This is a genomic window from Thalassospira sp. TSL5-1 (assembly GCF_001907695.1).
Classification (GTDB): Bacteria; Pseudomonadota; Alphaproteobacteria; order Rhodospirillales; family Thalassospiraceae; genus Thalassospira.
Genome location: NZ_KV880637.1, coordinates 325,364 through 348,775, shown reverse-complemented (window position 1 = coordinate 348,775; position 23,412 = coordinate 325,364). Strand labels below are relative to the sequence as shown.

Below are 23,412 nucleotides of genomic sequence, written 5' to 3'. Positions count from 1 at the left end.
CTTTTTTGTGTGAATGCCTGGCCCCGGTCAAAAATCATATTTGTCCGGGATACACCACCAGCTTACCCAGACCATCCCGGGTCTTGCCGGTAAATAACCGGACCATGACCCAAAAAGTGTGACCAAAATCGATCAACAGCAAAAGTAACCCGATTGGCACGAGGGACGGATCATTGCTGACAAAACAGGTAATGGCGACAACACATAACAAAAAGTCCGCAATACCGTGCAAAATGTTCCCAAGATAGAAATGGTGGATGCCCAATATGCCGAACACCCCGCATAATGCCACGGCAGTACCGAATTTCTTTTTGCTGATGTCATTTGAATGCCGAGCAGCGTCGGAAGGCGGCAAGGAACACGGATGCCCGCATGTCGGACAAGCCTGTGCTTCCATTGGCATTCCTTGCCCGCACTTGGCGCAAAACTTGCTTTTTTCACGCTTTGCGAGCAAATCGGGCACGCTACTTGTTTCGTTCGACTCATCCATTGTCTTCACCTGAACTTAAACGAAACGGCCAAAAAACCTATCGTTTAACCGGCAGGCCATTTTTGTCGCGGAAGCTGCCAACAACAATCATGATCAGATCGATAAACGACCAGATCCCGAAGCCACCAAAGGTCAAAATCATCAGAATCCCGGTCACGATTTTGCCGACATAAAACCGATGAATACCAAAAACGCCCAGGAAAAGGCAAAGCAGCAATGTCGGGACGAATCCTTTGGGGGAAACAGGCCCATCAGCAAGCGAATTGGGTTGTCCGCATTTCGGACAGGCAACAGCAGCTTCCGACATCTCGGTTCCGCAAGAGGTGCAATAAATCACGTGTCGTTCCTTCTTATTTTCTTTAATACTTCTGAAATCGACTGCCACATTCACCGGAAAAATCAATAAACATGGGAGCCCCAACCTTGTTTTCGGAGGGGAATAAACAACAATTATTGTTTGAAAAACAAGCTACATTTTGGGAATCTATACTTTTGCAGGAGAAGAAATCTCTCAGCACTGATTTAAAGTATAAAAATCTGTACGCACCAGACAAAAACCTGCCAACTCACAGAGCGGCAGGTTTTTCGTAAAACCGGAATATATTAAGTGCCGCGGTTACAACAACCCTTCAATTACGCGGTCTGGCGGAGTATGACCATCGACAAAGGTTTTGATATTGATCAGCACCTTTTCGCCCATATCAACCCGACCCTCGATGGTTGCAGAGCCCATATGCGGCAATAATACCGCGTTGTTCAGTTCGATCAGTTTCGGGTTCACGGCCGGTTCATGTTCAAATACATCCAGGCCCGCGCCCGCAATTTCCTGATTGGCCAGCATTCGTGTCAGCGCCATTTCATCGACAATTTCACCGCGCGCGGTATTCACCAGAATGGCATGGGGCTGCAGCAGCTTTAACCGCCGTGCTGAAAGCAAATGATAAGTGGCCGGTGTGTGCGGGCAATTGACCGACACCACATCGACATGGGCCAGCATCTGGTCCAGGCTTTCCCAATAGGTGGCATCAAGTTCTTCTTCAATGTCGGGATGGACCCGGCGGCGATTGTGATAATGCACCGACAGGCCAAAGCCCTTTGCCCGGCGTGCCAGTGCCCGGCCAATGCGGCCCATGCCCACAATGCCCAGCCTTTTGCCCCAAATACGATGCCCCAGCATCAGGGTTGGTCCCCAGCCATTCCAGTCGCCAGAACGGATCAGGCGTTCCCCCTCGCCAACACGGCGCGATACCGACAGGATCAAGCCCATTGTCATATCGGCGGTATCTTCGGTCAGAACATCGGGCGTGTTGGTGACCGTAATGCCGCGCTGGCGGGCCGTTTGCAGGTCAAGATGGTCAATGCCATTGCCAAAATTGGCAATCAGCCGCAGGTTCGGCCCGGCATGTGCCAATACCGCAGCGTCAATCCGGTCGGTTACGGTGGGAACCAATACATCGGCATGTTTCACCGCGTCGATCAGGGCCGCCTTGTCCATCGGCGTATCGTCGATGTTGAGGCGGCTGTCGAACAGTTCCATCATGCGGGTTTCAATCGCTTCCGGCAACTTGCGGGTCACGATGACGAGGGGCTTTTTCTTGGTCATCTGCCGATCCTATGCGGTCTTTTAACTCTTTTGCTGGCAAAATCAGGTATGGATTATTTACATCTTGCCGCATTGCAGTGATGCCACGGCCCAAGGTACGAAAGCAAGAATTTTGACGCCTTTTTTGTAATTTTATTTCTTACATATCCGATTTTGACCATAAAGTCGGGTACCAGACCACGAAAAGGGAACCACCCCCATGCCCGTCAGGATGCGAAAGCTCCTTTCACTGATCGTTCTTTGCGGATTTTTACTGCCGAATTTCGCCATCGCACAGGAATCGGGCCTGCCGATCCCGCGTTTTGTTGCGTTGCGGTCCGACAAGGTCCATCTGCGTTCCGGGCCCGGCCTGCGCTATCCCAAAGTCTGGATTTATCAACGCAGCCACCTGCCGATGGAGGTGGTTTCGGAATTTGACACCTGGCGCAAAGTGCGGGACTGGGAAGGCAGCGAAGGCTGGGTGCATCAAAGCCTGCTGATCGGGACCCGCTATGTAATTGTGACCGGCGACGAAATTACCATGTATGCCGCTGCGGACAAAAGTGCGCGCCGCATTGCCCTGGTCAAAAACGGCGTTGTTGGCAAAGTCGAGACCTGCCCCAAAGGCGTTGACTGGTGCCAGATCCAGTTTCAGGACTATGAAGGCTGGGTTCAGCGCGAGGGTATCTGGGGCGTATATGACAACGAGGCCATAGAATAAGCCAATAAGCCCGCATCAGTCGTCGGGTCTGGGCGCTGGCCTGTCGGTAACGTCAACACACTGCGTCGGGCCTGCCCAGTTTGCTAAACCCCAGTTTCTGCCATTTCAGGCCGCAGCGGGTAATGCGCGGCGCAAAACGGCAAACAATTCCAGATGGGCTGACCATAAAAACTGGTCCACCGGCACCACCTTTTGCAATTCATAGCCGCCATTGCGCAACAGGCGAATATCGCGGGCAAAGGTTGCCGGGTTGCACGACACCGCCAAAATCCATTCCGGGCCAAAGTCGGCCAGAATTTCGCATTGGGCTAGCGCCCCGGCGCGCGGCGGGTCAAACACAACAACATCGGCATTTTTCAGATCATCCGCATCAAGCGGCTGACGAAACAGATCGCGCCGGGAAACCTCGATCGGGGCGGCGGCACGACCAACGGCATATTGCAAGGCCTGCACAGCATTGACATCGCCCTCAACGGCCAAAACCCGACGACGATCCCCCCGCAAGGCCAACGGAAAGGTAAAACTGCCGATCCCGCAAAACAAATCAATGACCTGGCGGGCCGGAATATGTGCCAGGGCATCCGCCATAGCAGCCGTTAAGGCCGTTTCCCCCTGATGGGTCGCCTGCAAAAAACCACCGGCGGGAACAGGCACCGCAACCCCAGCAAAATGGACTTCGGGAACACGACGCTGGGCCAATGGTTCGGTCGGGTTATCGCCGGTTTTCCAGGCAATACGTGCCAGATCCACATACTCGGCCAGTTCCGCCAACCCCTGGCGCAAGTCCAGGTCCGGCTCGGCGCTGGCGGAAATCACCACATCAAGCCCGTTATCGGCGGCATTGATAACAATACTTTTGACAATGCCGGCACTTTCACGCGGCAGACTTTCCAGAAATGACTGGCAGTGATTACGAAATTCAACAATTTCCGGCAATAAAACCGCACAGCCCGGCACATTGACAATATGATGGCTGAACCGTTCGGCATAACCAACAAACACACCATCCTGTGTGGAAATCACCGAAAAATCCGCCCGACGGCGGCTTGAGGGCGGGGATGTTTCAAGCGCCCCAACCAGCATTTCTGCCTCGGCACGATCTGAAACACCGGCCCGTACCACCGCCTGGACGGCCCGCTGGCGTTTCCAGTTTCGATAATCATCGTCTGGTACATGCTGCAACGAACAGCCACCGCATTTTTCATAATGGGGGCATTTCGCGTCGGCATGGGCAACAGGGCGGGCATGAACGGCCAACACCTCGGCCCCATAACCATCCCCGCGCTTTTGCCGCAACTTGACGCGCACTTCATCGCCAGGCAAAACCCCATCGACATAAACCAGCACCGATTTGCCATCAATCGCGGCGGTTTCGGCCAGGCCATCGCCGCGCGCACCAATATCGGCAATGCGCACATCCACTTCTTTACCGATCATCGGATCGCGGCGCGGTGCGGTGCCACGACGCCCGGGACGGGAACGAAAATTGCGCGAACGGTTTTTCATGTCGATATCTCTTTTGCGGGATGAACCAGTATATGGCCCGGCGGCCACCAAAATAAAGCGGCTCACTTCCAGTGCATTCATAGGCCGGAAAATGCCGCCCCGTTATAGGGGTTCACAACAGTTCTGCCTAGGGTGGATCACCCGCAATAAGAACGATATGGCGCAACCAGCCCAATTGAGGCAGCAGAAAAACATTTTGCGACACATTTGCCCGGAAATCCGATAAGCTGCGCCCCCAATAAGCGAGTGGACATTGGCAATTGCCCGCAATTGCCATGTAAAGAGGGGAAGGTCTGGCCACAAATGCGGCCGGCGCACCAACCTGCATAACAAAATGGGGAGCCTATGCAGGACGCAGCAGATATATCTGACACGGGTCGTGGACAAAACAAATCGGCCTTCAACATGCGTGCTGCGGTTCTTGCAGCTGTTTGTTTCTGCCTGATCGGCGGCGCATCCCTGCTTTTGGGCCAAAAGATCAAAAAAGAAAATGAACAGGCGTTGCAGGCAAATGCAGAATTGCTGGCCGTGAACCTGGCCGACAGAATTGGCGAAACCATCAATGCCAATTTGCACGCACTTGAAAACTTCGCTGATAACTGGCGCGGCAACGCCCCCGAAGACGAACGGCAATATATTGCGCAAGCCGCGCCGTTACAGTCACGTTTCGAGGCCCTTCAGGCCATTAACTGGATATCCCCCAACTACATCATAAAATACGTTGCGCCGATCAAGGGCAATGTCTCGGCAATGGGGGCGGATTTAAAACGTCATCCCGTGGCAGGACCGGTTCTTGATATGGCCTTTGACCAGCGCCAGACACAAATCACCCCGACACTCGAACTTCTTCAGGGGGGACGGGGGTTTGCCGCCTACGTGCCCGTGATCACCCCGGAAGGCGAAATTATTGGCATGGTCAATGGCGTGTTTCGCATTCGCTCGATGCTCGCCACCATCCTTGGCAGCGACTATTTGGCCGATTACACCATTCGGGTGCGCGAAAATGCCAGCGTTCTGTTTGAAATGCAGGGCAATGGCAGTGAACCGACCCTGACCCGCAGCAGCAGGGTCAATGCGGCCGGGCATATATGGGATATTGACGTTACCGCCGCCCCCGTTGCCGCTGGCATTGATGCAAATGCCCCGCAAATGGTGGCGATTACGGGTCTTGTTCTGGCGGCCCTGTTTTCCGGTTTGCTGTTTTTTTATGCCAACCGCCACGAAAACCCTTCCGCGCACAAGTTGCAACACATTCGGGGGCGCGAAAATATCAGCGACCTTGCCCTGACGATCAATCGATCAGACGGGCACCTCCTTGCCATGTCCACCGAAACGGCCAGCTTTTTTGACCTGCGCACGGAAGATTACGGCTTTATCCGTCTTTATAACCTTGCCCCTGAATTTCAATCAGACGGCACATCATCACAACGCGCCCAGGACAAACTACTTTCCGCCATCACCCAGGGTGAAACCGAAGTACGACGGGAATGGGTGGTACGCAGTGCCGAAGGGGTTCACATTGTTTGCGACCTTCTGATGACGCCGTCGGCCACCAACAACGATCACATTGATGTATTGCTGCATCACAACCCGGCAGCAAACGCGGCCGTTAACCGGCTGCGCTATCTTGCAACCCACGACCCTCTAACCGGCCTGCCCAACCGCGCCCTGTTTGACGACCGGCTGAACCAGGCCGTTGCCCATGCCAAACGGTATGACAAGCTGTTATCGGTCCTGATGGTGGATATCGACAATTTCCGCGCCGTCAATGACCGGTATGGTTCCGATGTCGGCGACGAGACATTGCGTTCCATTTCAGGGCGGCTCCGCGCGACTGTGCGTGAAAAGGACACATGCTCGCGACTGTCGGGCGATACATTTGCCATTATCGCCACCGACCTATCCGAGGCCGAAGGGGCTGCCTTGGTAGCTGAACGCATTGTCGAGGCCATTTCCCACCCCATTCCCATAGGCGGAGATGAAATTCGCCTGCATGTTAGTGTTGGTGTCGCCCTTTACCCCAATGATGCGCGGGCCCCGTCCCAATTGCTGGCCAATGCCGATGCAGCCATGTATCGCGCCCAGAAATCGGCAGAATCCTCTTACTGCTTCTTTGTCGAAACCATGAACAATGTCATGCACGCGCGCCTGTCGCTGGAGGCACAATTGCGCCGCGCGGTCGATGAAAAGCGGTTTGTCCTGGAATATCAGCCCCGTTTTCGCCTGTCCGATCACACCCTGACAGGATTTGAAGCCCTGCTGCGCTGGCATGATGATAGCGGGTTGCGCCACCTGCCGAGCGATTTCATCGCCGTGGCAGATCGCACCGGGCTTTTGGCCCCGCTGGGCCGCTGGATTATTTCATCGGTCTGTCAGCAAATAAGCCAGTGGCGCAAAGACGGATACCAGCCGGTTCCGATTGCCCTTAACCTTTCCGGGCGGCAATTTATCCAGGCAGATATCATCAAAAATATCCATGAGGAAACCGAACGCTATGACATTCACCCGGGCCTGATTGAAATCGAGGTTGCCGAAGAAGTTGCCATGCGCGACCCGGAACATTCCCTGGCCCAGTTCTATCGCTTTGCCGAGGCCGGAATCAGCCTGACGCTGGATCAGTTCGGTGCGACCCATTCATCCTTGCGCTATCTGAAACGGTTTCCGGTTCAGCGTATTAAGTTGTCACAAAGCCTGTTTGATATTGAACTTGATGAACAGCCTGAAAACAGTGTTCTTGGCCCGGCAACACGGCTGTGCAAAAGCCTGAACCGGCGTGTTGTAGCAGTCGGTGTCGAAACAGAAGAACAGCTTGCCATGCTGGGCACGGCGGAATGCGATGAAATCCAGGGCTTTATATTTTCACCACCGGTGGCAGATACCGCCACCACCAGCTTTATGAAGCGCCAGCTCACACCCGACACACCCGCGAGCAGCCAGAACGGCGACTAAGGCGCTTCAAACCAAAACGGACGGCCTGAAACATCGGGCCTTCCGTTTTGCCGTCCTTGCCCCAAAGCGCCTTATAACAAAAAGGCGGCCGCCAGCCCCAAAAAGGCAAAGAAACCGACCACATCGGTAATCGTGGTTAAAAACACCGATGAGGAAACGGCCGGATCAACCCCGGCACGCTCCAGAGCAAGCGGGATGATGGCCCCGGCAGCACCTGCCACAATCAAATTAATGATCATGGCAACGCCAATCACCATTCCCAAGCGTACATTATCAAACCAGAACCAGCTGACCGCACCGCTTAACACGGCAAAGGCAAGGCCATTAAGGGTACATACCGCCACTTCCTTGCGTACCACGCGCCAGGCGTTGGTGCTGGTCAATTCGCGTGTGGCAATGGCGCGCACAGCCACCGTCAGGGTCTGGGTACCGGCATTTCCGCCCATCGAGGCAACAATCGGCATCAGCACAGCCAGGGCCACCAGGCTTTGAATGGTGTTTTCAAACATGCCAATCACCATTGATGCGGCAATCGCCGTGCCCAAATTAACCAAAAGCCAGGTAAAACGTGACCGCGTGGTATCGAGAATGTCGCTGGAAAGGTCGTCTTCCTCGCCAACACCGGCCATGCGCATCATGTCTTCTTCATATTCTTCGTCGATAACGTCCACCACGTCATCGACCGTGATCACACCGACAAGGCGGCCATTATCATCAACAACCGGCGTCGAGATCAGGTCGCGCTGACGAAACAGATGGGCGACATTTTCCTGTTCTTCGGTAACCAGAACGGTGCGCATGTCATCGGTTTCCATGACATCACGCACCAAAACCGGGCGGTTGGTGCGAATCGCGCGTGACAGGGGCATCATCCCCACCGGGCGATAGCGCGGGTCCACCACGATAATGTCGTAAAAATCTTCGGGCAGGTTTTTGGCCGAACGTAAAAAGTCGATGGTCTGGCCGACACTCCAGTAATCGGGAATGGCGACCAGTTCCCGCTGCATGATACGGCCAGCAGTATATTCAGGATAAGACAGGGCCTCCTGAACGCGGGCACGTTCTATTTCCGAAAGTGCGCCCAGCAATTCCTGCTGGTCGGCTTCCTCCAGATCCTCGATGACCTCAACCACGTCATCCGAATCAAGCTCGGAAATGGCTTCGGCCACCACCTCGGTGCCCAACTGCGCAATAACTTCCTCACGCAGTTCATCATCAAGTTCGGTCAGAAGCTCCGGGTCAAAATCCGGCCGGATAACATCAACAAGCTGCTGGCGTTCCGAACTGCCTGCCCAGCCCAGAAGGTCGGCAATATCGGCAAAGTGCAGTTCACCAACCAGTTCTTCAACACGCGGGGTGTCTTCCTCGTGCAGGGCATCAAGAATTTCGCGGGCATATTCCGGGGTGAGATCAACATAATCATCGCTGGTCGATGCAGATGACGTCGTATTTTCAGGACGATCAAGTTCTTTGATGTCAGTCATCTGTCCCTCCCCGATTGCTGTTTTACCGTTTTGACTGTTCCCTAGACAAAAACCGTGCCGGACCAATCCGTCCGGCACGGCTGTTTTTGCGCCATCATTTTTGCCTGGTCAAGTGCGGTACACGCCCACACAAGACTAACGCGCCTAGATGCGGGACTGTTCCCGATCAATGGCATCAACCACGGCAATCGCACTCATATTGACCAGTCCGCGCACGGTAATCGACGGGCTGACAACATGGGCCGATTTCGCAGCCCCCACCAGAATCGGACCAACGGGAAGGCCATCCCCCAGCATTTTAACCATATTATAGGAAATATTCGCCGCATCTAGGGTCGGCATAACCAAAAGGTTGGCCGATCCTTTCAACATCGAATTGGGGAAAATACGGTTACGGATGGTTTCCGAAATCGCCGCATCAGCGTGCATTTCGCCTTCGACTTCCAGGTCAGGTGCCTGAACGCGGATGATTTTAAGGGCATCTCGCATTTTGCAGGCCGACGGATTTTCGTGGCTACCGAAATTGGAATGCGAAATCAGCGCGGCCTTTGGCGTAATCCCAAACCGTTTGACAACATCGGCCGCCATGACGGTGGTTTCAGCCACATGTTCGGGCGTTGGATCAACCGACACATAGGTATCGGTCAAAAAGAACGTACCGTGTTTCATGATCATCATATTGACGGTCGAGAAATCGGTCACACCCTTGCGCAGGCCCACCAGATTACGCACATAGCGCAAATGGCGCAGGAAACCGCCCTGGCAACCACACACCATTGCGTCCACCTCACCCCGGCGCAGCATCAAACAGGCAATCACGGTCGGGCGGGTACGCACAATCGAACGGGCATATTCGGGGTTAATCCCGCGACGGCCCATAATGTTGTGAAAATCCTGCCAGTCCTGTTCGAAATGGCGGTTATCATCCGGGTCATGAATTTCAACATGCACGTCGGGCACAATACGCAGGCCCAGTTCGGCAATACGCTCCAGAATAACGTCGCGCCGGCCAATCAGCACCGGATGACACACACCATCATCCACCAGCACCTGACAGGCCTGCAACACACGCCGCGATTCGCCTTCGGGGTAAACGACACGTTTTTTGTGGCTACGTGCCATATCAAAGACCGGCTTCATCACCAGACCGGACCGGAAGACAAAGCCTTCAAGCTGCTGGCGATAGGCGTCGAAATCCTCGATCGGGCGCTTGGCAACACCGCTATCCATGGCAGCCTTGGCAACACGGGGCGGAATTTCCAGCATCAGGCGCGGATCAAACGGTTTCGGAATCAGATATTCCGGCCCGAATTTAAGTTCTTCGCCGCCATATGCCGTGGCAACAATGTCGGAAACTTCGGCCGTTGCCAGATCGGCGATTGCCTCGACCGCTGCGATCTTCATTTCCTCGTTAATTTCGGTCGCACCCACGTCCAGCGCGCCACGGAACAGGAACGGGAAACAAAGAACGTTGTTAACCTGGTTCGGGTAATCCGTACGGCCTGTTGCCATCACGGCATCCGGGCGAATTTCCTTGACCAGTTCGGGCGAAACTTCCGGGGTCGGGTTTGCCAGCGCCATAATGATCGGGCGTTCGCCCATCTTGCGCAGTTCTTTTTCGCCCATGATATTGGGGGCGGAAAGACCCAGGAAAATATCAGCCCCTTCGATCACGTCATCGAGGGTGCGGGCATTGGTTTCAATGGCATATTCCGCTTTCCACGGGTCCATTTCTTCTTCGCGGCCCTTGTAAACCACGCCAAAACGGTCCGTGACCGTGATATTTTCGCGCGGCAGGCCCATCGAAACCAGCAGGTTCAGGCAGGCAAGAGCAGCCGCCCCGGCACCCGATGCCACCAGCCGAACCTTTTCCAGGTCCTTGCCAACAACGCGCAGACCATTGCGAACAGCCGCAGCCACACAAATGGCGGTACCGTGCTGGTCATCATGGAAAATCGGGATATTGCAGCGTTCGCGCAGCGCCTTTTCAATGATGAAACATTCCGGCGCCTTGATGTCTTCCAGATTGACGCCGCCAAAGGTGGGTTCAAGGGCAGCAACAATATCAATGAATTTTTGCGGGTCGAGTTCGTTCACTTCCAGATCGAAAACATCGATATTGGCGAACTTCTTGAACAGGACGGCCTTACCCTCCATCACCGGCTTGGATGCCAGCGGGCCAATAGGGCCAAGACCAAGAACAGCCGTGCCATTACTGATCACCGCGACCAGATTACCCCGTGCGGTGTAATGCACCGCCGTTTCCGGGTCCTTGACAATTTCCTCGCAGGCAAAGGCAACACCGGGCGAATAGGCCAGTGCCAGGTCGCGCTGGTTGGCCAGGGTGGTGGTTGCGGTGACTGCCAGCTTACCGGGGGTGGGGTACCGGTGATAGTCCAAAGCGGCTTCGCGCAGCTTATCGTTTCTGTTTGTCATATTAATACCTTTAACTTCAGGTATTTAGGCCAAATTAACCTAAAGTGGATTAAGCCCTGAAAATTCTTAGCCGTGTGGGACCGGACAGCCTAGTGGAATTATCACATCGAGAGAAGCATTCAGTTATGGAGCACCTCAATATTCCTCTTGCTTGTATGTAAAAATCCAACGGCAATTCAGCATCATATCACGCCTGCATTGCCTTCTGAAAACTTTAACATCATTCAAGTTTTACACAGGCCATGTGGGCACCGCACATCAGCCAAAAGCATTCATCCGGCAAATTTGGCCAAAATACCTTGTTCACCATGATGCAAACGGACTGTTTTTGTTTCACACCGGAAAATACTGCCAGAATCAGAAAGGCCCTTCTCCGTTTCCAGAGAAAGGCCTTTTTGGTGCGGTCGAGAAGACTCGAACTTCCACGGGGGTTAGCCCACAGCGACCTCAACGCTGCGCGTCTACCAATTCCGCCACGACCGCATACTATGTTTGCAACAAGCCCTATGAGGTAACGTTGCGGGCTTGCCTTGGCGCGGAAAGGGAGATAGCAAAAAGGACACCCCCAATCAAGGGGAGTTTTCATTTATTTGACAGGAAAAATGAAAAGTATCGATTTTAGTGCCCAAAAGCCCGAATGGCGGGTGGCAAAACAGCCCGTTTCCTACCCCGACGCCCTTGCCGAAATGGAAGCGCGGGCGGAAGCCATCGCCCAAAACGACGCGCGCGAATTGATCTGGCTGGTCGAACACCCCCCTCTTTACACGGCGGGAACCAGTTCAAAGATCCAGGACCTGGTCGATCCGGAGCGATTCCCCGTTTATAATGCCGGGCGTGGCGGCCAATATACCTATCACGGGCCGGGGCAACGCACGGCCTATCTGATGATGGACTTACGCAACCGCGGGCGCGATGTACGGGCCTATGTGCATAACCTGGAAGAATGGATTATCCGCACTTTGGCGCTGGCCGGCGTTAAAGGCGAACGACGCGATGGCCGTGTTGGCATATGGGTGGACCGGGGCAATGGCCGCGAAGACAAAATTGCCGCGATCGGTGTTCGGGTGCGCCGCTGGGTCACATTTCACGGCATTGCGATTAACGTAAACCCCGATTTGACACATTTTGGCGGGATCGTGCCTTGTGGCATTGCAGAACATGGCGTGACCAGCCTAAAAGACTTGGGAATCGACCTGACAATGGCGCAGCTTGATAGCCTGCTGGCACAAACTTTCGATGATGTTTTTCCGCTTCCATCAGCGGCTTTGCACAGCGACAGTGCCTGATATTCCCCCGTAATCAAGATGGAACCGCGCAATATGCCTGGAACAAAGGACGACAAGAGCCACCGCGAGTCTGATCCGTCTGATCAACGGCAACCGGAAATGCCCGACAGCATCGCGGATGGTAATCTTGTTGATGCGGAACGGGATATTTTACAGGAACTCGAAACCGCCCTTTCCGAGCATATTGCGCTGATTCTCGAATGGAATCGTCACCTGATTGTACGTGATGAGGATGAGAATACAGAAAATAGCGGACAGCCCGGCATTGCGGCCCATCCCCATGCGGATGACCATATCGACGATCATGACTGTAATTTCGGCGCCTGGTACGCCTTGAACCAGCATAACAGGCTGATTGACCAGCCAGCCATGCACGCCCTGGCCACCACGCACGAACAGCTTCACAACGCCGCCCGGCGCGTGCTGAAGCATTTTGACCATAACGGCACAATCGATACTGCCGAATATGATGTCATGGCGCTGCGTGCCGAATCCTTTTTCAGCCAGATCCGTCGTCTTGAGCGGGCCTTTCGCACCGCACGCTCAAATGTGGACCCGTTAACCGGGGCCTATAACCGGCAAACGATGCTATCGGACCTTGAAGTGGAAAGGGAACGGTCGATTCGCACCAACTCGGCGACGGCCATTGCGATGGTCGATCTGGATCATTTCAAAGCCATTAATGATACCTACGGCCATCAGGCCGGCGACCAGATCCTGCAAGCAATTGCCGGTATTTTACAGTCCCATGTCAGGCCCTTTGACAAGGTCTATCGTTATGGCGGCGAAGAATTTCTGATCTGCCTTCCCAATGCCGACATGCGCCAGACGGCAAGGATTCTAGAGCGTTTGCGTCGTGTGATCGAGGCATCGCCGGTCAAGCTCGACAATGACATATCACTTTCCATCACCACGTCGATCGGCGCAGCTCCCATCCTGCCAGACCGCAAAATTGAGCAGATTATCGAAAAGGCCGACCGGGCCCTTTATGCCGCAAAGGAAAGCGGGCGGAATCGCGTACGCTTATGGCGCTCACCGGAAAATGCCGAAACCGGCAAAAAATAACATCCCCGCCCCGGCCACAAAAACTTGCAGCGAATTCCGGGCACTGGTTTCGATATGCGGGAAATACGCATTTACGTAATCCTGCCCACAAACAAAAACGCGAATGTTGCTGTATTAAAACCTTTAAAAACCCAGATGCAAACTACTTTAGCGGGCATTTTAGGCAAATATTCCCGTACAACCAATGCCATCCCAATACCTGTGATTGAAATTATCACCAACAATTCACAAAAATTCTACCAGGGTGCACTCTTGTCTTCACAAGTTTGAAACATATCTGCAAACTATAATAATAATAACGCGACCGATTTATATATTGGCCGGTTTATAAAATTGCCCTTGGGAGGGAATTCGTTTCGCTAAAGACGGAGGCCCCAAATGCCAACAACAACAGACTATATCCCTGGCGACCCCGCCCTGATGCTGACTGTTCTGCGCTCTGCTTCGGCCGGGCTTGGTCAGCAAGCCCTGAAGGAGAAAGTCCTGTCGCTGTTTTGCTGCGATGATGATGGCATCCAAATCATCCTGCAAGATACCCCTGCCCTGTGCAGCCGCATTGAATATGCCAAATCACAGCTGAAAATGGCGGGCCTGATTCACATTGCCCATGATGGTACAATGTCCATCACCCCGCTGGGTGAAGCCATGCTGATCACTTATCCGCTGGGCATTGATGATGGCGTTTTGTGCTCCTTGCCCGCTTTCCGCCACAGGCTTTACAGCGAACATGCCCCGGCCAGTCGGGCACTTCCCAATGCAGCGCTGAATTATGGCTTTTCAGCCGGTCTTGGTGCCCACCGCCTGACAGAAAACCCCTACCCCGCTGACAGCCGCGAACATGAAGACTGGCTGATGGGCTGGGACGAGGCCCTGGACCAGTACAAACGGGAAAAAGAAACCCTGTTAAGCTAAGCAACGACAAAACGTCACATCGTCACCGATGTAACGATTGCCTGCTATTTGACATCCCAAGCGCGTTATGCGCCTGACTTTGTTGCGATTCTTGATATGTCGCGCAACAAGTTTTTCTGACATTGTGCAAGCCTGCATGATGCGGTCTTGTGCCCCAAAATGCCAAGCAGGTTCCGCAAGGCAGCCATTTGTCGGACAACATCCCAGGCATTACCCAACCTGGCATTCAGAACCCGCTGCATTGCGCAACATATAGCCGCACTGCTATTTTTTCGGCGGGCCAAGCTTAAGTGGCACAACATTCGCAACATCGCCGATATGTTTTTGGGCTGATGGTGTTTTTTCATCTGCATCCGATGAGGTTCCGTCTTCTGACTCCGCCGCATCATCCTGGACTGCATTCACACTCCCGGCTTCTTTCAGGTCTTCCTGCGCCTTCACGGCCGCCTGGTCAGCCATGACATGCTGTTTCAGGTCAGCATCCCCTTTCCGATCAACCTCCGCCCCCGCCTTGTCCGCATCGCGTTCAAGACGATGTGCCGCCAATTTGCGCTCCTCCATATCCTGCTGGGCTTTGGTTTGTTTGCGTTCCACACGGGTGCGACCGAAGGCAATGCGATTGGCATCCGCCTTTTGGGTCTTTTCATCGCGCGCCTTGCGCTTGCGATGCTGACGCAAATTAACAATATCCGCATCCGCCATTTTAATCGCTTTCCGTCCTCTGTGAACGTTCGGGAATTCAGTGACCGTAATTTGACCGCTGATTATACCTGTCTTTTCACGACCGTTTCAGACCATTTTGTCATATACGGCATACCCTGTTCCCATATGACGCAATGCCCCCAAAACAAAGAAAGGGCACCTCGTTTGAGGTGCCCCGTTCCGGCCGTTCAACTGATCAGGATCGAAACTGATTAGCGAACGTAAACATGTACTTCGTTGGCGGAAACCGATGAACTGGTTGAATCCGACAGGCGTACACGGGAATTGGGCATTCCCATATCCGTCAGCGACCGCAGAACACTTTGCGCATCGCGCTTCGCTTTGCTGCTGTTTAGCGCCACCTGTGCCGGTGTTCCCCGGTTCGGAGTGACAGCAACAATATCAAAGGTCGCATCAGGGCGACGCTCCAGTGCACGGTTCACCGCATTGTAAAGGGCCTGTTCGTATTTCACGCTGGCACTGTCAAAGCGAATAACCACCAGCGGGCGGTCTTCCGAGTCGGGCAAAGAACGATTTGCCGCAACCGGCTGTGACGGAACAGACTTCGCCGCCAGCGATTGGCCGAAAATCTCGCCGTTTTTAACAGCAAGCGACAGCGCATTCAGGTTTGAACGCTCATTGGCGATATAAGTGGTCTGGCGTGACAGGTCTTCGCTGATCTCGCTTAACAGACGGTCAATCAAAACCGAGGTCCGGTTGGTTTCATCTTCCAGCATGGCAAGCTGGCGATGGTCTTCGTCAACCGCGCCGGAAACCTGATAAGCGGAACGCACCGATTCCAGCAGGAAGGTGGATAATGTCGAGTCAGCGGCAACATCATTGGCCAGCGAATTGAGCGATGCGATATCGCCATTCACCCGGTCAAGTTCCTGCTGTGCCTGGTTCCACTGGTTTACCAGCACCGGATTTCCCGGCGTTGTGCCAACCTGCAGGCGGGCATTAATCGCCGCCACGGTACCGTGATAAGCCTGTGAATGACTTACCGTCTGGGCACGCAGACTTTGCAATTCGTTGTTGTGGGTATTGAGCGCGGATTTCAGGCGGTTCAATTCCTGACGCATGCTTTCAACTTTGGTCCCGACAAAAGTGCCCGTCGTAGACATACCCGTCAAAGGCTGTGTGCTGCGCATCACGTCGGCCTCTGGGGCCCCGGTTCCGATATCGGACTGTGCCGCGCTGGTTTGGCTCGCCGATGATCCGGCATCCTCCCCGCTAAGTGCCGGCCACATGGCATCGGTAGAATTGGAACACCCGCCTAGTAGCAGGGCGACGCCGAAAACGGCGAGGTAGGTTTTGCGAACGGCCATTTCGATCAATTACCTAAGTAGGAATAAGCGAATCTCCCTGGGCCTGCTTTTTTATGTATAAACAAGCCCCTGCTCCCCTGGGATTGAACAGCATCTTAATAGAGGGTTCCCCCCGGAACAAGACGCATTTCCCCCTTTTTTCCCCGTAACATAGCGATAATCGCCAACATGGCAGAAAACGGGGCCCTGTAAAGCTACTTACAGGCGATATTTTACGGGCTCGAAGAAAAAATACACTTTTTTGAAAATTACCGCTTGCAAAGGGCATCGGGTTTTCATAAGTTCCGCTCCGCCGACGGGGAGCACACACTGCAAACCTTCGGAAACAAAGACGAAGCGCCCGTAGCTCAGCTGGATAGAGCATCTGACTACGAATCAGAAGGCCGGAGGTTCGAATCCTTCCGGGCGCGCCATTGAAAGGCCCGACGTTAACGCGTCGGGCCTTTGTTTTTTCCGGTCGATATTCTTCAGGCAGTCGTATTATTGGCGCGCCATCAAATTATAATGGACCGCCGAAGGCCCGGAACCGGAAACCGGCCCGGACAATCAGCAAACACGATAAATACTATTTGCCTGTTATTTTCTGACAGCCCCCAGGAATGTTGAAACCGCAGTTTCGAGCGAACCGGCATCATTGCGCAGATGGGAAGCCGAATCCTGAACGTCGGTCGAAACATTGCCAACCTCTTCGATTGACTGGGCAAGTTCGGCGATATTATCGGCAAATGTGCGCACACCATCCGACGCCTTGCTGGCGCTGCTGGCAATTTCGCGTGTCGCTGCACTTTGCTGTTCAACAGCGGAGGCAATCGCAGTTGAAATCCCTTCAACCCGACCAACAACTTCGTCAATCCGGCCGATGGTCTGCACCGCCGCCCCGACAGCACCCTGAATGACGCTGACCTGCTCGGAAATCTGGTCGGTCGCCTTTGCCGTCTGATTGGCCAGCCCCTTCACCTCGTTGGCAACAACGGCGAATCCTTTGCCTGCATCACCAGCACGCGCGGCTTCAATTGTCGCATTCAGGGCCAAAAGATTGGTCTGGGCCGCGATATCCTGAATAATAACGACCACTTCACCAATCTGGCGTGCCTTGTCATCAAGGTCTCCAACGCTTGTGGTGGCCTGCCCGGCTTCCTGTGCCGCCTCGCGGGCAATATCGGCAGCCATGCTCACCTGCTGACCAATTTCCTCGATCGAGGACAACAGCTCTTCTGCCGCAGATGCAACAACCTGAACATTTTCACTGGCAAGATCGGCGCCGCCAGTGGCATCGGCCATGCGGGTCCGCGCCCGCTGCACCAGTTGCCCCATACGCTGGGTAATATCGCCCAGGGCGACAGCAGCAGAACTGACCGACCCAACCGCCTTACCCGACGTTGCTTCAAAATCATCCGCAACCTTGCGCATTGCCAAAATACGTTCCTGCTCGGCACGTTTTTCGGCTTTTTCCGCTTCTTCTTCCAATTGTTTGGCCCGCAACGACTTGTCGCGGAAATTCGCCAGGGCCGCGGCCATTTTGCCCATTTCGTTGGTTTGCCCGGCATAGGGAATATCAATATGCAATTCGCCTTCGGCCATGCTCCCCATCACAGCAGCCAGATTAAGAATCGGTCGGGCCAAAAACTTGCCCAGCAACAGGGCTGCACCAACCGCCACGACAAGCACAATCAAACCAATAATCACCGCATCACGCGACGCCGCATTGGCACTTGCCAGAACAGCTTTACTTGGAACTGCCCCAATAACCGTCCATTTTTGCGGGGCATTGCCAAACTGGACAGGCAGAGCAACCAGATAATTCTCGACGCCATCAATATCGGCAATCACGAAATCCTGCTCAAGCGCCTGCTCGACCTGCTGTTGGCTCACCCCTGAATCCGCAAGCAGCTTGGCCAGCAATTCCTTGTCAGGATGGGCAACAACCGTTCCCTTATCCGTCACCAGCCAGATTTTGCCCGCCCCCAACGGTTTCTCGTTGGCAACACGCGCCTGAAGGCCGCCCAAATCCAGATCAACACCGGAAACAGCAACAACGGCACCATCAACAATAACCGGTGCGGTCGCCGACGTCATAAGAACCGGGTCTGTCCCTGCCGAATCCTCGACATAAGGCTCCAAAACGGCTGACTTTTTACTTGCGTAAGAAACCGCAAAATAGCCTTCGTCATAACTGATCGTCATGTCCGGCACAGTTGCCAAAACAACCTTTTCGCCGTCACGCACCCAATAAGGTGTGAAAATCCCCGCCCCGGTGCTTCCGGACTTGTTGATCCAGTCCTTGTCCGCACCATCAAGTGCGTTTGGCAAGGCCAATGTCCACGTCCCAAACCAGCTACCATGATCTTTAAGGGACTCGCGCAAGGTCTGACTGATAAATTCGCGATTGCCTGGAATTTGTGATGTTTTTGCCGTTTGAACAAACGCTGCAGTCATATCGGCAAATCCTTCGGCGGCGCCCAGTGCCAACTCCAGACGTGCCGACATATCATCCGCCGCACTGCCCACGTCGCTGCGCATTTCGGAAATGCCGCTTTTTCTTGCCGTATCAAACGCCCGATTTGACGCGTGAACAATCACAAGACCTAAAGCAATGGCAACCACAACTGCAGAAAAAAGCGCAATTTTTGTGCTCAATGCCAAGTTATTCATTATTAAACTCTCCCATGCTCCCCGAGCGCATTTTCTTAACGCGTATATTGCTCCAGATATGCAAAATACTCTGAAGACATATGGGGCATGAAAACATCTATTTAAGAGAGCACGCCGCTTTTTTCGTTGATGAGCCAGGACGAACAACGGGACGGACAAAACAGGAAGACAACCGCACCAGGCACAATCATCGCTGTAAAACCACAATAATCACGCCATGTCGTATGCCTGTGATGGCATCCTCGGTCATTCATTGATAGGTTACAGAAATTCTGCTGATGACGGAGCTTTGCAAATGAACGCCAATACACGCATTACCATATCCTGCGCTGACCGTGTTGGTCTGGTATCTGATATTTCCGGCCGTCTGTTTGATATTGGCGTCAATCTTGGCGCGACCAGTTTTGTGCTGGATCAGGGACGCGCGAATTTCATTACAACCTGCGAGCTTCCCGATACCTGCCCGATTACCGAATGCGAAGCGGCCCTGTGCGAGTTGCCAATGGAACAGGCCGAAATCACCGTCGAGGCCATCCATCCTGCCCCTGTTTTGGCCGATACGCCCGGTGCAACTCATCTGATCGAATGTGCCGGCATCGACCAACCCGGACTGATTGCGCGGCTGTCAGAAATTTTTATCGAATATAACGCCAATATCGTGCAAATGGCGGCATCCGCATCGGATGAAAAAGACGCCCGCGTTTATACCACCCGCTTTGCCGTCGCCATCCCCGAAGACCGGGCGGCTGCCTGCCTGGCGACCCTGGCAAATACCGCAGGCTCGCTGCGCATGCTGTTTCGGTTCGATACCCTCGCGGGATAAAAAAGCGCAAACAACACCGATACCGCAAACGCCCTGATATGCCTCAGGGCGTTTTGCTGTCCACAATGCCCAACGCCATCATCACAGCTATACCGTCACTCTGTTCCGCCCGGCCTGTTTGGCGGCAAAAAGCTTTTCATCGGCTTCTTTGAGCACAACCCAGGGATCATCTTCATCGGCCCCCCTTTCTGCCAGACCAATCGAAACGGTAATGCCAACCTCACGGTTTGACTCCGGCAAGGCAATTTTACTGCCCGCGATTTTCTTGCGCAAATTTTCCAGTGTCTCAAGAACCTTGCTACGGTCACGCCCGGCAAACAGAATGGAAAATTCCTCGCCCCCATAGCGGAACGCCTTGCCACCGCCGCCACAATGGGCCAGTTCGCGGGCAACTTTGCGCAAAACCATATCCCCAACATCGTGGCCGTGGCTGTCGTTGAATTTTTTAAAATGATCAACATCGAGCATGGCAATGCAATATTTGCCACCCAGTTCCGCCATTGCATGCCCCAAAGCCCGCCGCCCGGAAAGTCCGGTTAAATCATCGACAAAGGCCATACGCCAGGCTTCCTGAACAACACCACCCAAAATCACCCCGGTTGCGCCAAGATACGCAAACGATATGTAACGCGCATCGACCAGAAAAACGCTAAAGACCGGCAGCAAGGTGCAGAAAAAAGCAAATTCAAGCGACCGCCCCCGTGCCAGCAAAACAACCATTGCCACAACGGCAAGCAACACGGCCATTTGCGGCAGGGCATCCGCCCGGCCACCCAGCGGAATAAAGCGAATCTCTAACAGGCGATTAAGAGCTTCGGAAACATCGGGCCGGGTGGCAAACAGCATCAGCGCAAAAAACTGCAATGCCAAAAACAGGAGTCGGGCGACCCCGCGTTTGCGAAAAACCCCGCGTTCGGACATGAACGCCATCAAGACAAGATTGACGGGTATAATATAAAGTGTTGCTACTTTTAAAAAGCTGACCCCTTCCGGCGGCAGAAAGTCGGGGGCCCCGATGAAAAACCAGTAACAAATGATCAAAACCAGCATCGCGTACACAACGCGCCCCCGGTTGAACCATCCGCCAAGCACAACGCCCAGCACTGCAAACAGAAACGGGCGATATTCAACAAAACCAAGAAGCCCGCCCGGCAAAATGCCTGCCCTGCTCGCAAATGCCAGTGCCGTTACCGCAGATAAAATCAACAACGGTATCAACGCAACTGACATACAGGCAAAGAAGGCTCGACGCATTTAATCCTGGCCCGTTAGCTTTTATCCTGAAAATTGGATCGGCAATATAAGGTTAAAACCCTGAATATTCCTACATTAGTTTCAAATTCATACGATTATTCATAACCTCACGCGCAACGGGAACAACATTTCGATCCACGCCTGATTGCTGTGCCCTATCCTTAAATACCGCGTTCCAACCAACGTCGAATTGGACGCGGGCGCAATAATATTGCTAACATGCAGGCCATCAAAGCGGCACAAAAACAAAACAGACCGCTTTTTCTGCCCAGGCAGGCCCCGGTACAGGTTTGACGCTATTGCGCATTTTGGCGACGCCATTGCGCAATGCAGCAAGGAGAAACACATGAGCTTCACCACACCGACCCCGGCACCCGCGCGCCTGAACCGGTCCGAACTTGCCGTGCCCGGCAGCCGGATCGAACTTTTTGAAAAAGCGGCCAAATCAAAGGCCGATGCCATTTTCCTGGATCTGGAAGATGCCGTTGCCCCGCGTGACAAGGAACAGGCGCGCAAAAACATTATTGCCGCCATCAATGATATCGACTGGGGCGACAAGGTTTTATCAGTGCGCATCAACGGCCTTGATACCCATTATATGTATCGCGATGTGGTGGATGTGCTGGAACAGGCTGGCGACCGCCTGGACCTGATCATGATCCCCAAGGTTGGCACGGCATCCGATGTTTATGCCCTGGATATGCTGGCAACCCAGATCGAAACCGCCAAGGGGTGTAAAAAACGCATCGGGTTCGAGTTGATCATTGAAACCGCCCTTGGCATGCAAAACATTCACGAAATTGCTGCCGCCTCGAAACGCAATGAAAGCCTGCATTTTGGCGTGGCGGACTATGCCGCATCGACCAAGGCGATGACCACCGGCATTGGCGGGCCCAACCCGCATTATGGCGTATTGACCGATAAAAACGGCGATGCCCCGCGTGATTATCATTGGGGCGATATGTGGCATTATGCCATTGCCCGCATGGTAGTAGCCGCTCGCGCCAATGGCCTGCGCCCGATTGACGGGCCGTTTGGCGATTTTTCCGACCCCGATGGTTATCGTGCCCAGGCGGCCCGGGCCATGGTGCTGGGGTGCGAGGGCAAATGGGCCATCCATCCCAGCCAGATTACCCTTGCCAACGAGGTCTATTCGCCCTCAGAAGCCGAAGTCACCAAGGCAAAACGCATTCTTGAAGCCATGGAAAAGGCGCAGAATGAAGGGGCCGGTGCCGTGGCCCTGGATGGCCGCCTGATCGATATAGCATCGATCAAGCAGGCCGAAGTCATGGTGCACCAGGCCGACATTATTGCCGCCAAAGACGGAAAATAAGCGGCACGTAACAGGTGTTAGCGGGGGGTACGCGCAGGCCGGGGAACCGTTTCAACCGGGTCCCTGGGTTGTAACAAATGAATATGTGTGCCCCCCGCACCCGCACCAAGGCCGGGCTTCAGCCGTTGATGCGCGTCATAATGTCCGCCATTCTGGGTGCGAAAAGCAATGGTTGGCATGGTAAATAACTGGTCCAGCCGATCTTTCAAATCCGCCCGGACCTTGCCCCAGTTTTCATCATCCATCCGGTCGCTTTGATACACCGGAAAGGCAGGAACCACCTCAAATCCCGGGTAAAACAGCGTTCCGTGCTGGATGGGCCATAGAATATCATCCAGGCTGCCATTCACCCCCCGGTCGCTATAATGCGGTGCACGGCCGCCGATCGGCACAATCACCATTGCCCGCCGACCGGCCAACACGCCTTCACCATAACGATCCCCCCAGCGTTCGCCGCCATGCTCCCCCACCCCATAGGCAAAGCCATAGGTAAAGACCCGGTCAAACCAGCCTTTTAAGATGGCAGGCGCGCTAAACCACCACAGGGGAAAGGTAAATAACACCGCATCGGCCCATAACAGTTTTTGCTGTTCGGCCTCAATTTCCGGGCTTTGCGTGCCCGACGCAAAGGCATGCCGGGATTCGGCAATGTATTTCAACCGGTCCGGGTTGGTGATGTCGGTAAAATCACCAGCATCGGCACAGGCCTTCCATCCTATTTTATAAAGGTCCGATACCTGCACCTCGTGTCCTTGCGTCTGCAAGGTTTCAACCGCCACATCCTTTAGCGCACAGGTCAGGGATTTGGCTTCGGGATGGGCATGGACAATCAGAATCTTTTTCACAACGTCATCCTTTTAAAGCGGTCAGATTATCGGATGATGATTGC

The 23,412-nt window shown here is 54.0% G+C and carries 18 protein-coding genes and 2 tRNA genes; 8 read left to right on the top strand and 12 right to left on the bottom strand.

Translation table 11 applies throughout. The annotated features are described in order from the left end of the window. Window positions 1-34 precede the first annotated feature (34 nt). The 3 genes from LF95_RS01650 to LF95_RS01635 form a co-directional block, all read right to left on the bottom strand. Window positions 35-490: a TM2 domain-containing protein gene (locus LF95_RS01650; RefSeq protein WP_143181912.1), complete on the bottom strand. Its 456-nt coding sequence runs from the start codon at window positions 488-490 to the stop codon at window positions 35-37. 37 nt (window positions 491-527) lie between these two features. Beyond that, window positions 528-875: a zinc-ribbon domain and TM2 domain-containing protein gene (locus LF95_RS01645; RefSeq protein WP_252509623.1), complete on the bottom strand. Its 348-nt coding sequence runs from the start codon at window positions 873-875 to the stop codon at window positions 528-530. A gap of 231 nt (window positions 876-1,106) precedes the next feature. Then, window positions 1,107-2,093 carry a 2-hydroxyacid dehydrogenase gene (locus tag LF95_RS01635; RefSeq protein WP_073953380.1) on the bottom strand — a complete coding sequence of 329 codons (987 nt, stop codon included), beginning with the start codon at window positions 2,091-2,093 and terminating at the stop codon, window positions 1,107-1,109. 199 nt (window positions 2,094-2,292) lie between these two features. Here LF95_RS01635 and LF95_RS01630 point away from each other — a divergent pair, with 199 nt between their 5' ends. Continuing rightward, window positions 2,293-2,793 carry an SH3 domain-containing protein gene (locus LF95_RS01630; RefSeq protein WP_073953379.1) on the top strand — a complete coding sequence of 167 codons (501 nt, stop codon included), beginning with the start codon at window positions 2,293-2,295 and terminating at the stop codon, window positions 2,791-2,793. Window positions 2,794-2,898: 105 nt separating this feature from the next. On the opposite strand, the gene LF95_RS01625 is transcribed toward LF95_RS01630, so the two are convergent. After that, entirely contained in the window at window positions 2,899-4,299 is a 1,401-nt protein-coding gene (locus LF95_RS01625) for a class I SAM-dependent RNA methyltransferase (protein ID WP_073954762.1), read from the bottom strand. A 345-nt stretch (window positions 4,300-4,644) separates the two neighbouring features. Between LF95_RS01625 and LF95_RS01615 the strand changes: the two genes are divergently transcribed. Continuing rightward, entirely contained in the window at window positions 4,645-7,248 is a 2,604-nt protein-coding gene (locus LF95_RS01615; RefSeq protein WP_073953377.1) for a bifunctional diguanylate cyclase/phosphodiesterase, read from the top strand. Between the two features lie 71 nt (window positions 7,249-7,319). Here the strand turns inward: LF95_RS01615 and mgtE are convergent, their stop codons facing one another. The 3 genes from mgtE to LF95_RS01600 form a co-directional block, all read right to left on the bottom strand. Continuing rightward, window positions 7,320-8,732, bottom strand: coding sequence for a magnesium transporter (gene mgtE, locus LF95_RS01610; RefSeq protein ID WP_073953376.1), 1,413 nt, complete (start codon window positions 8,730-8,732; stop codon window positions 7,320-7,322). 144 nt (window positions 8,733-8,876) lie between these two features. Beyond that, on the bottom strand, window positions 8,877-11,168 hold the full coding sequence (locus LF95_RS01605) for an NADP-dependent malic enzyme (protein WP_073953375.1): 2,292 nt from the start codon (window positions 11,166-11,168) through the stop codon (window positions 8,877-8,879). A 396-nt stretch (window positions 11,169-11,564) separates the two neighbouring features. Continuing rightward, window positions 11,565-11,651, bottom strand: a tRNA-Leu gene (locus LF95_RS01600). Window positions 11,652-11,770: 119 nt separating this feature from the next. On the opposite strand from LF95_RS01600, the gene lipB reads away from it, so the two are divergent. The 3 genes from lipB (at window position 11,771) to LF95_RS01585 (ending at window position 14,431) form a co-directional block, all read left to right on the top strand. Next, entirely contained in the window at window positions 11,771-12,454 is a 684-nt protein-coding gene (gene lipB / locus LF95_RS01595; protein WP_073953374.1) for a lipoyl(octanoyl) transferase LipB, read from the top strand. 33 nt (window positions 12,455-12,487) lie between these two features. Further along, on the top strand, window positions 12,488-13,519 hold the full coding sequence (locus LF95_RS01590; RefSeq protein WP_252509622.1) for a diguanylate cyclase: 1,032 nt from the start codon (window positions 12,488-12,490) through the stop codon (window positions 13,517-13,519). Between the two features lie 378 nt (window positions 13,520-13,897). Continuing rightward, window positions 13,898-14,431, top strand: coding sequence for a hypothetical protein (locus LF95_RS01585; RefSeq protein ID WP_073953373.1), 534 nt, complete (start codon window positions 13,898-13,900; stop codon window positions 14,429-14,431). Between the two features lie 264 nt (window positions 14,432-14,695). Here LF95_RS01585 and LF95_RS01580 read toward each other — a convergent pair whose 3' ends face one another. Then, entirely contained in the window at window positions 14,696-15,133 is a 438-nt protein-coding gene (locus LF95_RS01580) for a DUF4169 family protein (RefSeq protein ID WP_073953372.1), read from the bottom strand. Between the two features lie 212 nt (window positions 15,134-15,345). Beyond that, on the bottom strand, window positions 15,346-16,461 hold the full coding sequence (locus LF95_RS01575; RefSeq protein ID WP_073954760.1) for a hypothetical protein: 1,116 nt from the start codon (window positions 16,459-16,461) through the stop codon (window positions 15,346-15,348). Between the two features lie 336 nt (window positions 16,462-16,797). Here LF95_RS01575 and LF95_RS01570 point away from each other — a divergent pair. Then, window positions 16,798-16,874: transfer RNA gene (locus LF95_RS01570), tRNA-Arg, on the top strand. 163 nt (window positions 16,875-17,037) lie between these two features. Here LF95_RS01570 and LF95_RS01565 read toward each other — a convergent pair. Then, complete coding sequence (locus LF95_RS01565; RefSeq protein ID WP_073953371.1) at window positions 17,038-19,113, bottom strand: methyl-accepting chemotaxis protein; 2,076 nt, start codon at window positions 19,111-19,113, stop codon at window positions 17,038-17,040. A gap of 295 nt (window positions 19,114-19,408) precedes the next feature. Between LF95_RS01565 and LF95_RS01560 the strand changes: the two genes are divergently transcribed. Beyond that, the gene (locus LF95_RS01560) at window positions 19,409-19,936 is read left to right on the top strand and encodes a glycine cleavage system transcriptional repressor (protein WP_073953370.1); all 528 of its coding nucleotides are present in this window, start codon (window positions 19,409-19,411) and stop codon (window positions 19,934-19,936) included. A gap of 87 nt (window positions 19,937-20,023) precedes the next feature. Here LF95_RS01560 and LF95_RS01555 read toward each other — a convergent pair whose 3' ends face one another. After that, complete coding sequence (locus LF95_RS01555) at window positions 20,024-21,142, bottom strand: GGDEF domain-containing protein (RefSeq protein ID WP_252509621.1); 1,119 nt, start codon at window positions 21,140-21,142, stop codon at window positions 20,024-20,026. Between the two features lie 394 nt (window positions 21,143-21,536). Between LF95_RS01555 and LF95_RS01550 the strand changes: the two genes are divergently transcribed. Further along, entirely contained in the window at window positions 21,537-22,523 is a 987-nt protein-coding gene (locus LF95_RS01550; RefSeq protein ID WP_073953368.1) for an HpcH/HpaI aldolase/citrate lyase family protein, read from the top strand. 17 nt (window positions 22,524-22,540) lie between these two features. Here the strand turns inward: LF95_RS01550 and LF95_RS01545 are convergent, their stop codons facing one another. Beyond that, the gene (locus tag LF95_RS01545) at window positions 22,541-23,368 is read right to left on the bottom strand and encodes an NAD(P)H-dependent oxidoreductase (protein ID WP_073953367.1); all 828 of its coding nucleotides are present in this window, start codon (window positions 23,366-23,368) and stop codon (window positions 22,541-22,543) included. Window positions 23,369-23,412 lie beyond the last annotated feature (44 nt).

What these genes read in the sequence shown, in the direction of transcription:
- LF95_RS01650 (WP_143181912.1), bottom strand. Translation starts at nt 490, where the DNA reads ATGGATGAGTCGAACGAAACAAGTAGCGTGCCCGATTTGCTCGCAAAG.
- LF95_RS01635 (WP_073953380.1), bottom strand. Translation starts at nt 2,093, where the DNA reads ATGACCAAGAAAAAGCCCCTCGTCATCGTGACCCGCAAGTTGCCGGAA.
- LF95_RS01630 (WP_073953379.1), top strand. Translation starts at nt 2,293, where the DNA reads ATGCCCGTCAGGATGCGAAAGCTCCTTTCACTGATCGTTCTTTGCGGA.
- LF95_RS01625 (WP_073954762.1), bottom strand. Translation starts at nt 4,299, where the DNA reads ATGAAAAACCGTTCGCGCAATTTTCGTTCCCGTCCCGGGCGTCGTGGC.
- LF95_RS01615 (WP_073953377.1), top strand. Translation starts at nt 4,645, where the DNA reads ATGCAGGACGCAGCAGATATATCTGACACGGGTCGTGGACAAAACAAA.
- mgtE (WP_073953376.1), bottom strand. Translation starts at nt 8,732, where the DNA reads ATGACTGACATCAAAGAACTTGATCGTCCTGAAAATACGACGTCATCT.
- LF95_RS01605 (WP_073953375.1), bottom strand. Translation starts at nt 11,168, where the DNA reads ATGACAAACAGAAACGATAAGCTGCGCGAAGCCGCTTTGGACTATCAC.
- lipB (WP_073953374.1), top strand. Translation starts at nt 11,771, where the DNA reads ATGAAAAGTATCGATTTTAGTGCCCAAAAGCCCGAATGGCGGGTGGCA.
- LF95_RS01590 (WP_252509622.1), top strand. Translation starts at nt 12,488, where the DNA reads ATGCCTGGAACAAAGGACGACAAGAGCCACCGCGAGTCTGATCCGTCT.
- LF95_RS01585 (WP_073953373.1), top strand. Translation starts at nt 13,898, where the DNA reads ATGCCAACAACAACAGACTATATCCCTGGCGACCCCGCCCTGATGCTG.
- LF95_RS01580 (WP_073953372.1), bottom strand. Translation starts at nt 15,133, where the DNA reads ATGGCGGATGCGGATATTGTTAATTTGCGTCAGCATCGCAAGCGCAAG.
- LF95_RS01575 (WP_073954760.1), bottom strand. Translation starts at nt 16,461, where the DNA reads ATGGCCGTTCGCAAAACCTACCTCGCCGTTTTCGGCGTCGCCCTGCTA.
- LF95_RS01565 (WP_073953371.1), bottom strand. Translation starts at nt 19,113, where the DNA reads ATGAATAACTTGGCATTGAGCACAAAAATTGCGCTTTTTTCTGCAGTT.
- LF95_RS01560 (WP_073953370.1), top strand. Translation starts at nt 19,409, where the DNA reads ATGAACGCCAATACACGCATTACCATATCCTGCGCTGACCGTGTTGGT.
- LF95_RS01550 (WP_073953368.1), top strand. Translation starts at nt 21,537, where the DNA reads ATGAGCTTCACCACACCGACCCCGGCACCCGCGCGCCTGAACCGGTCC.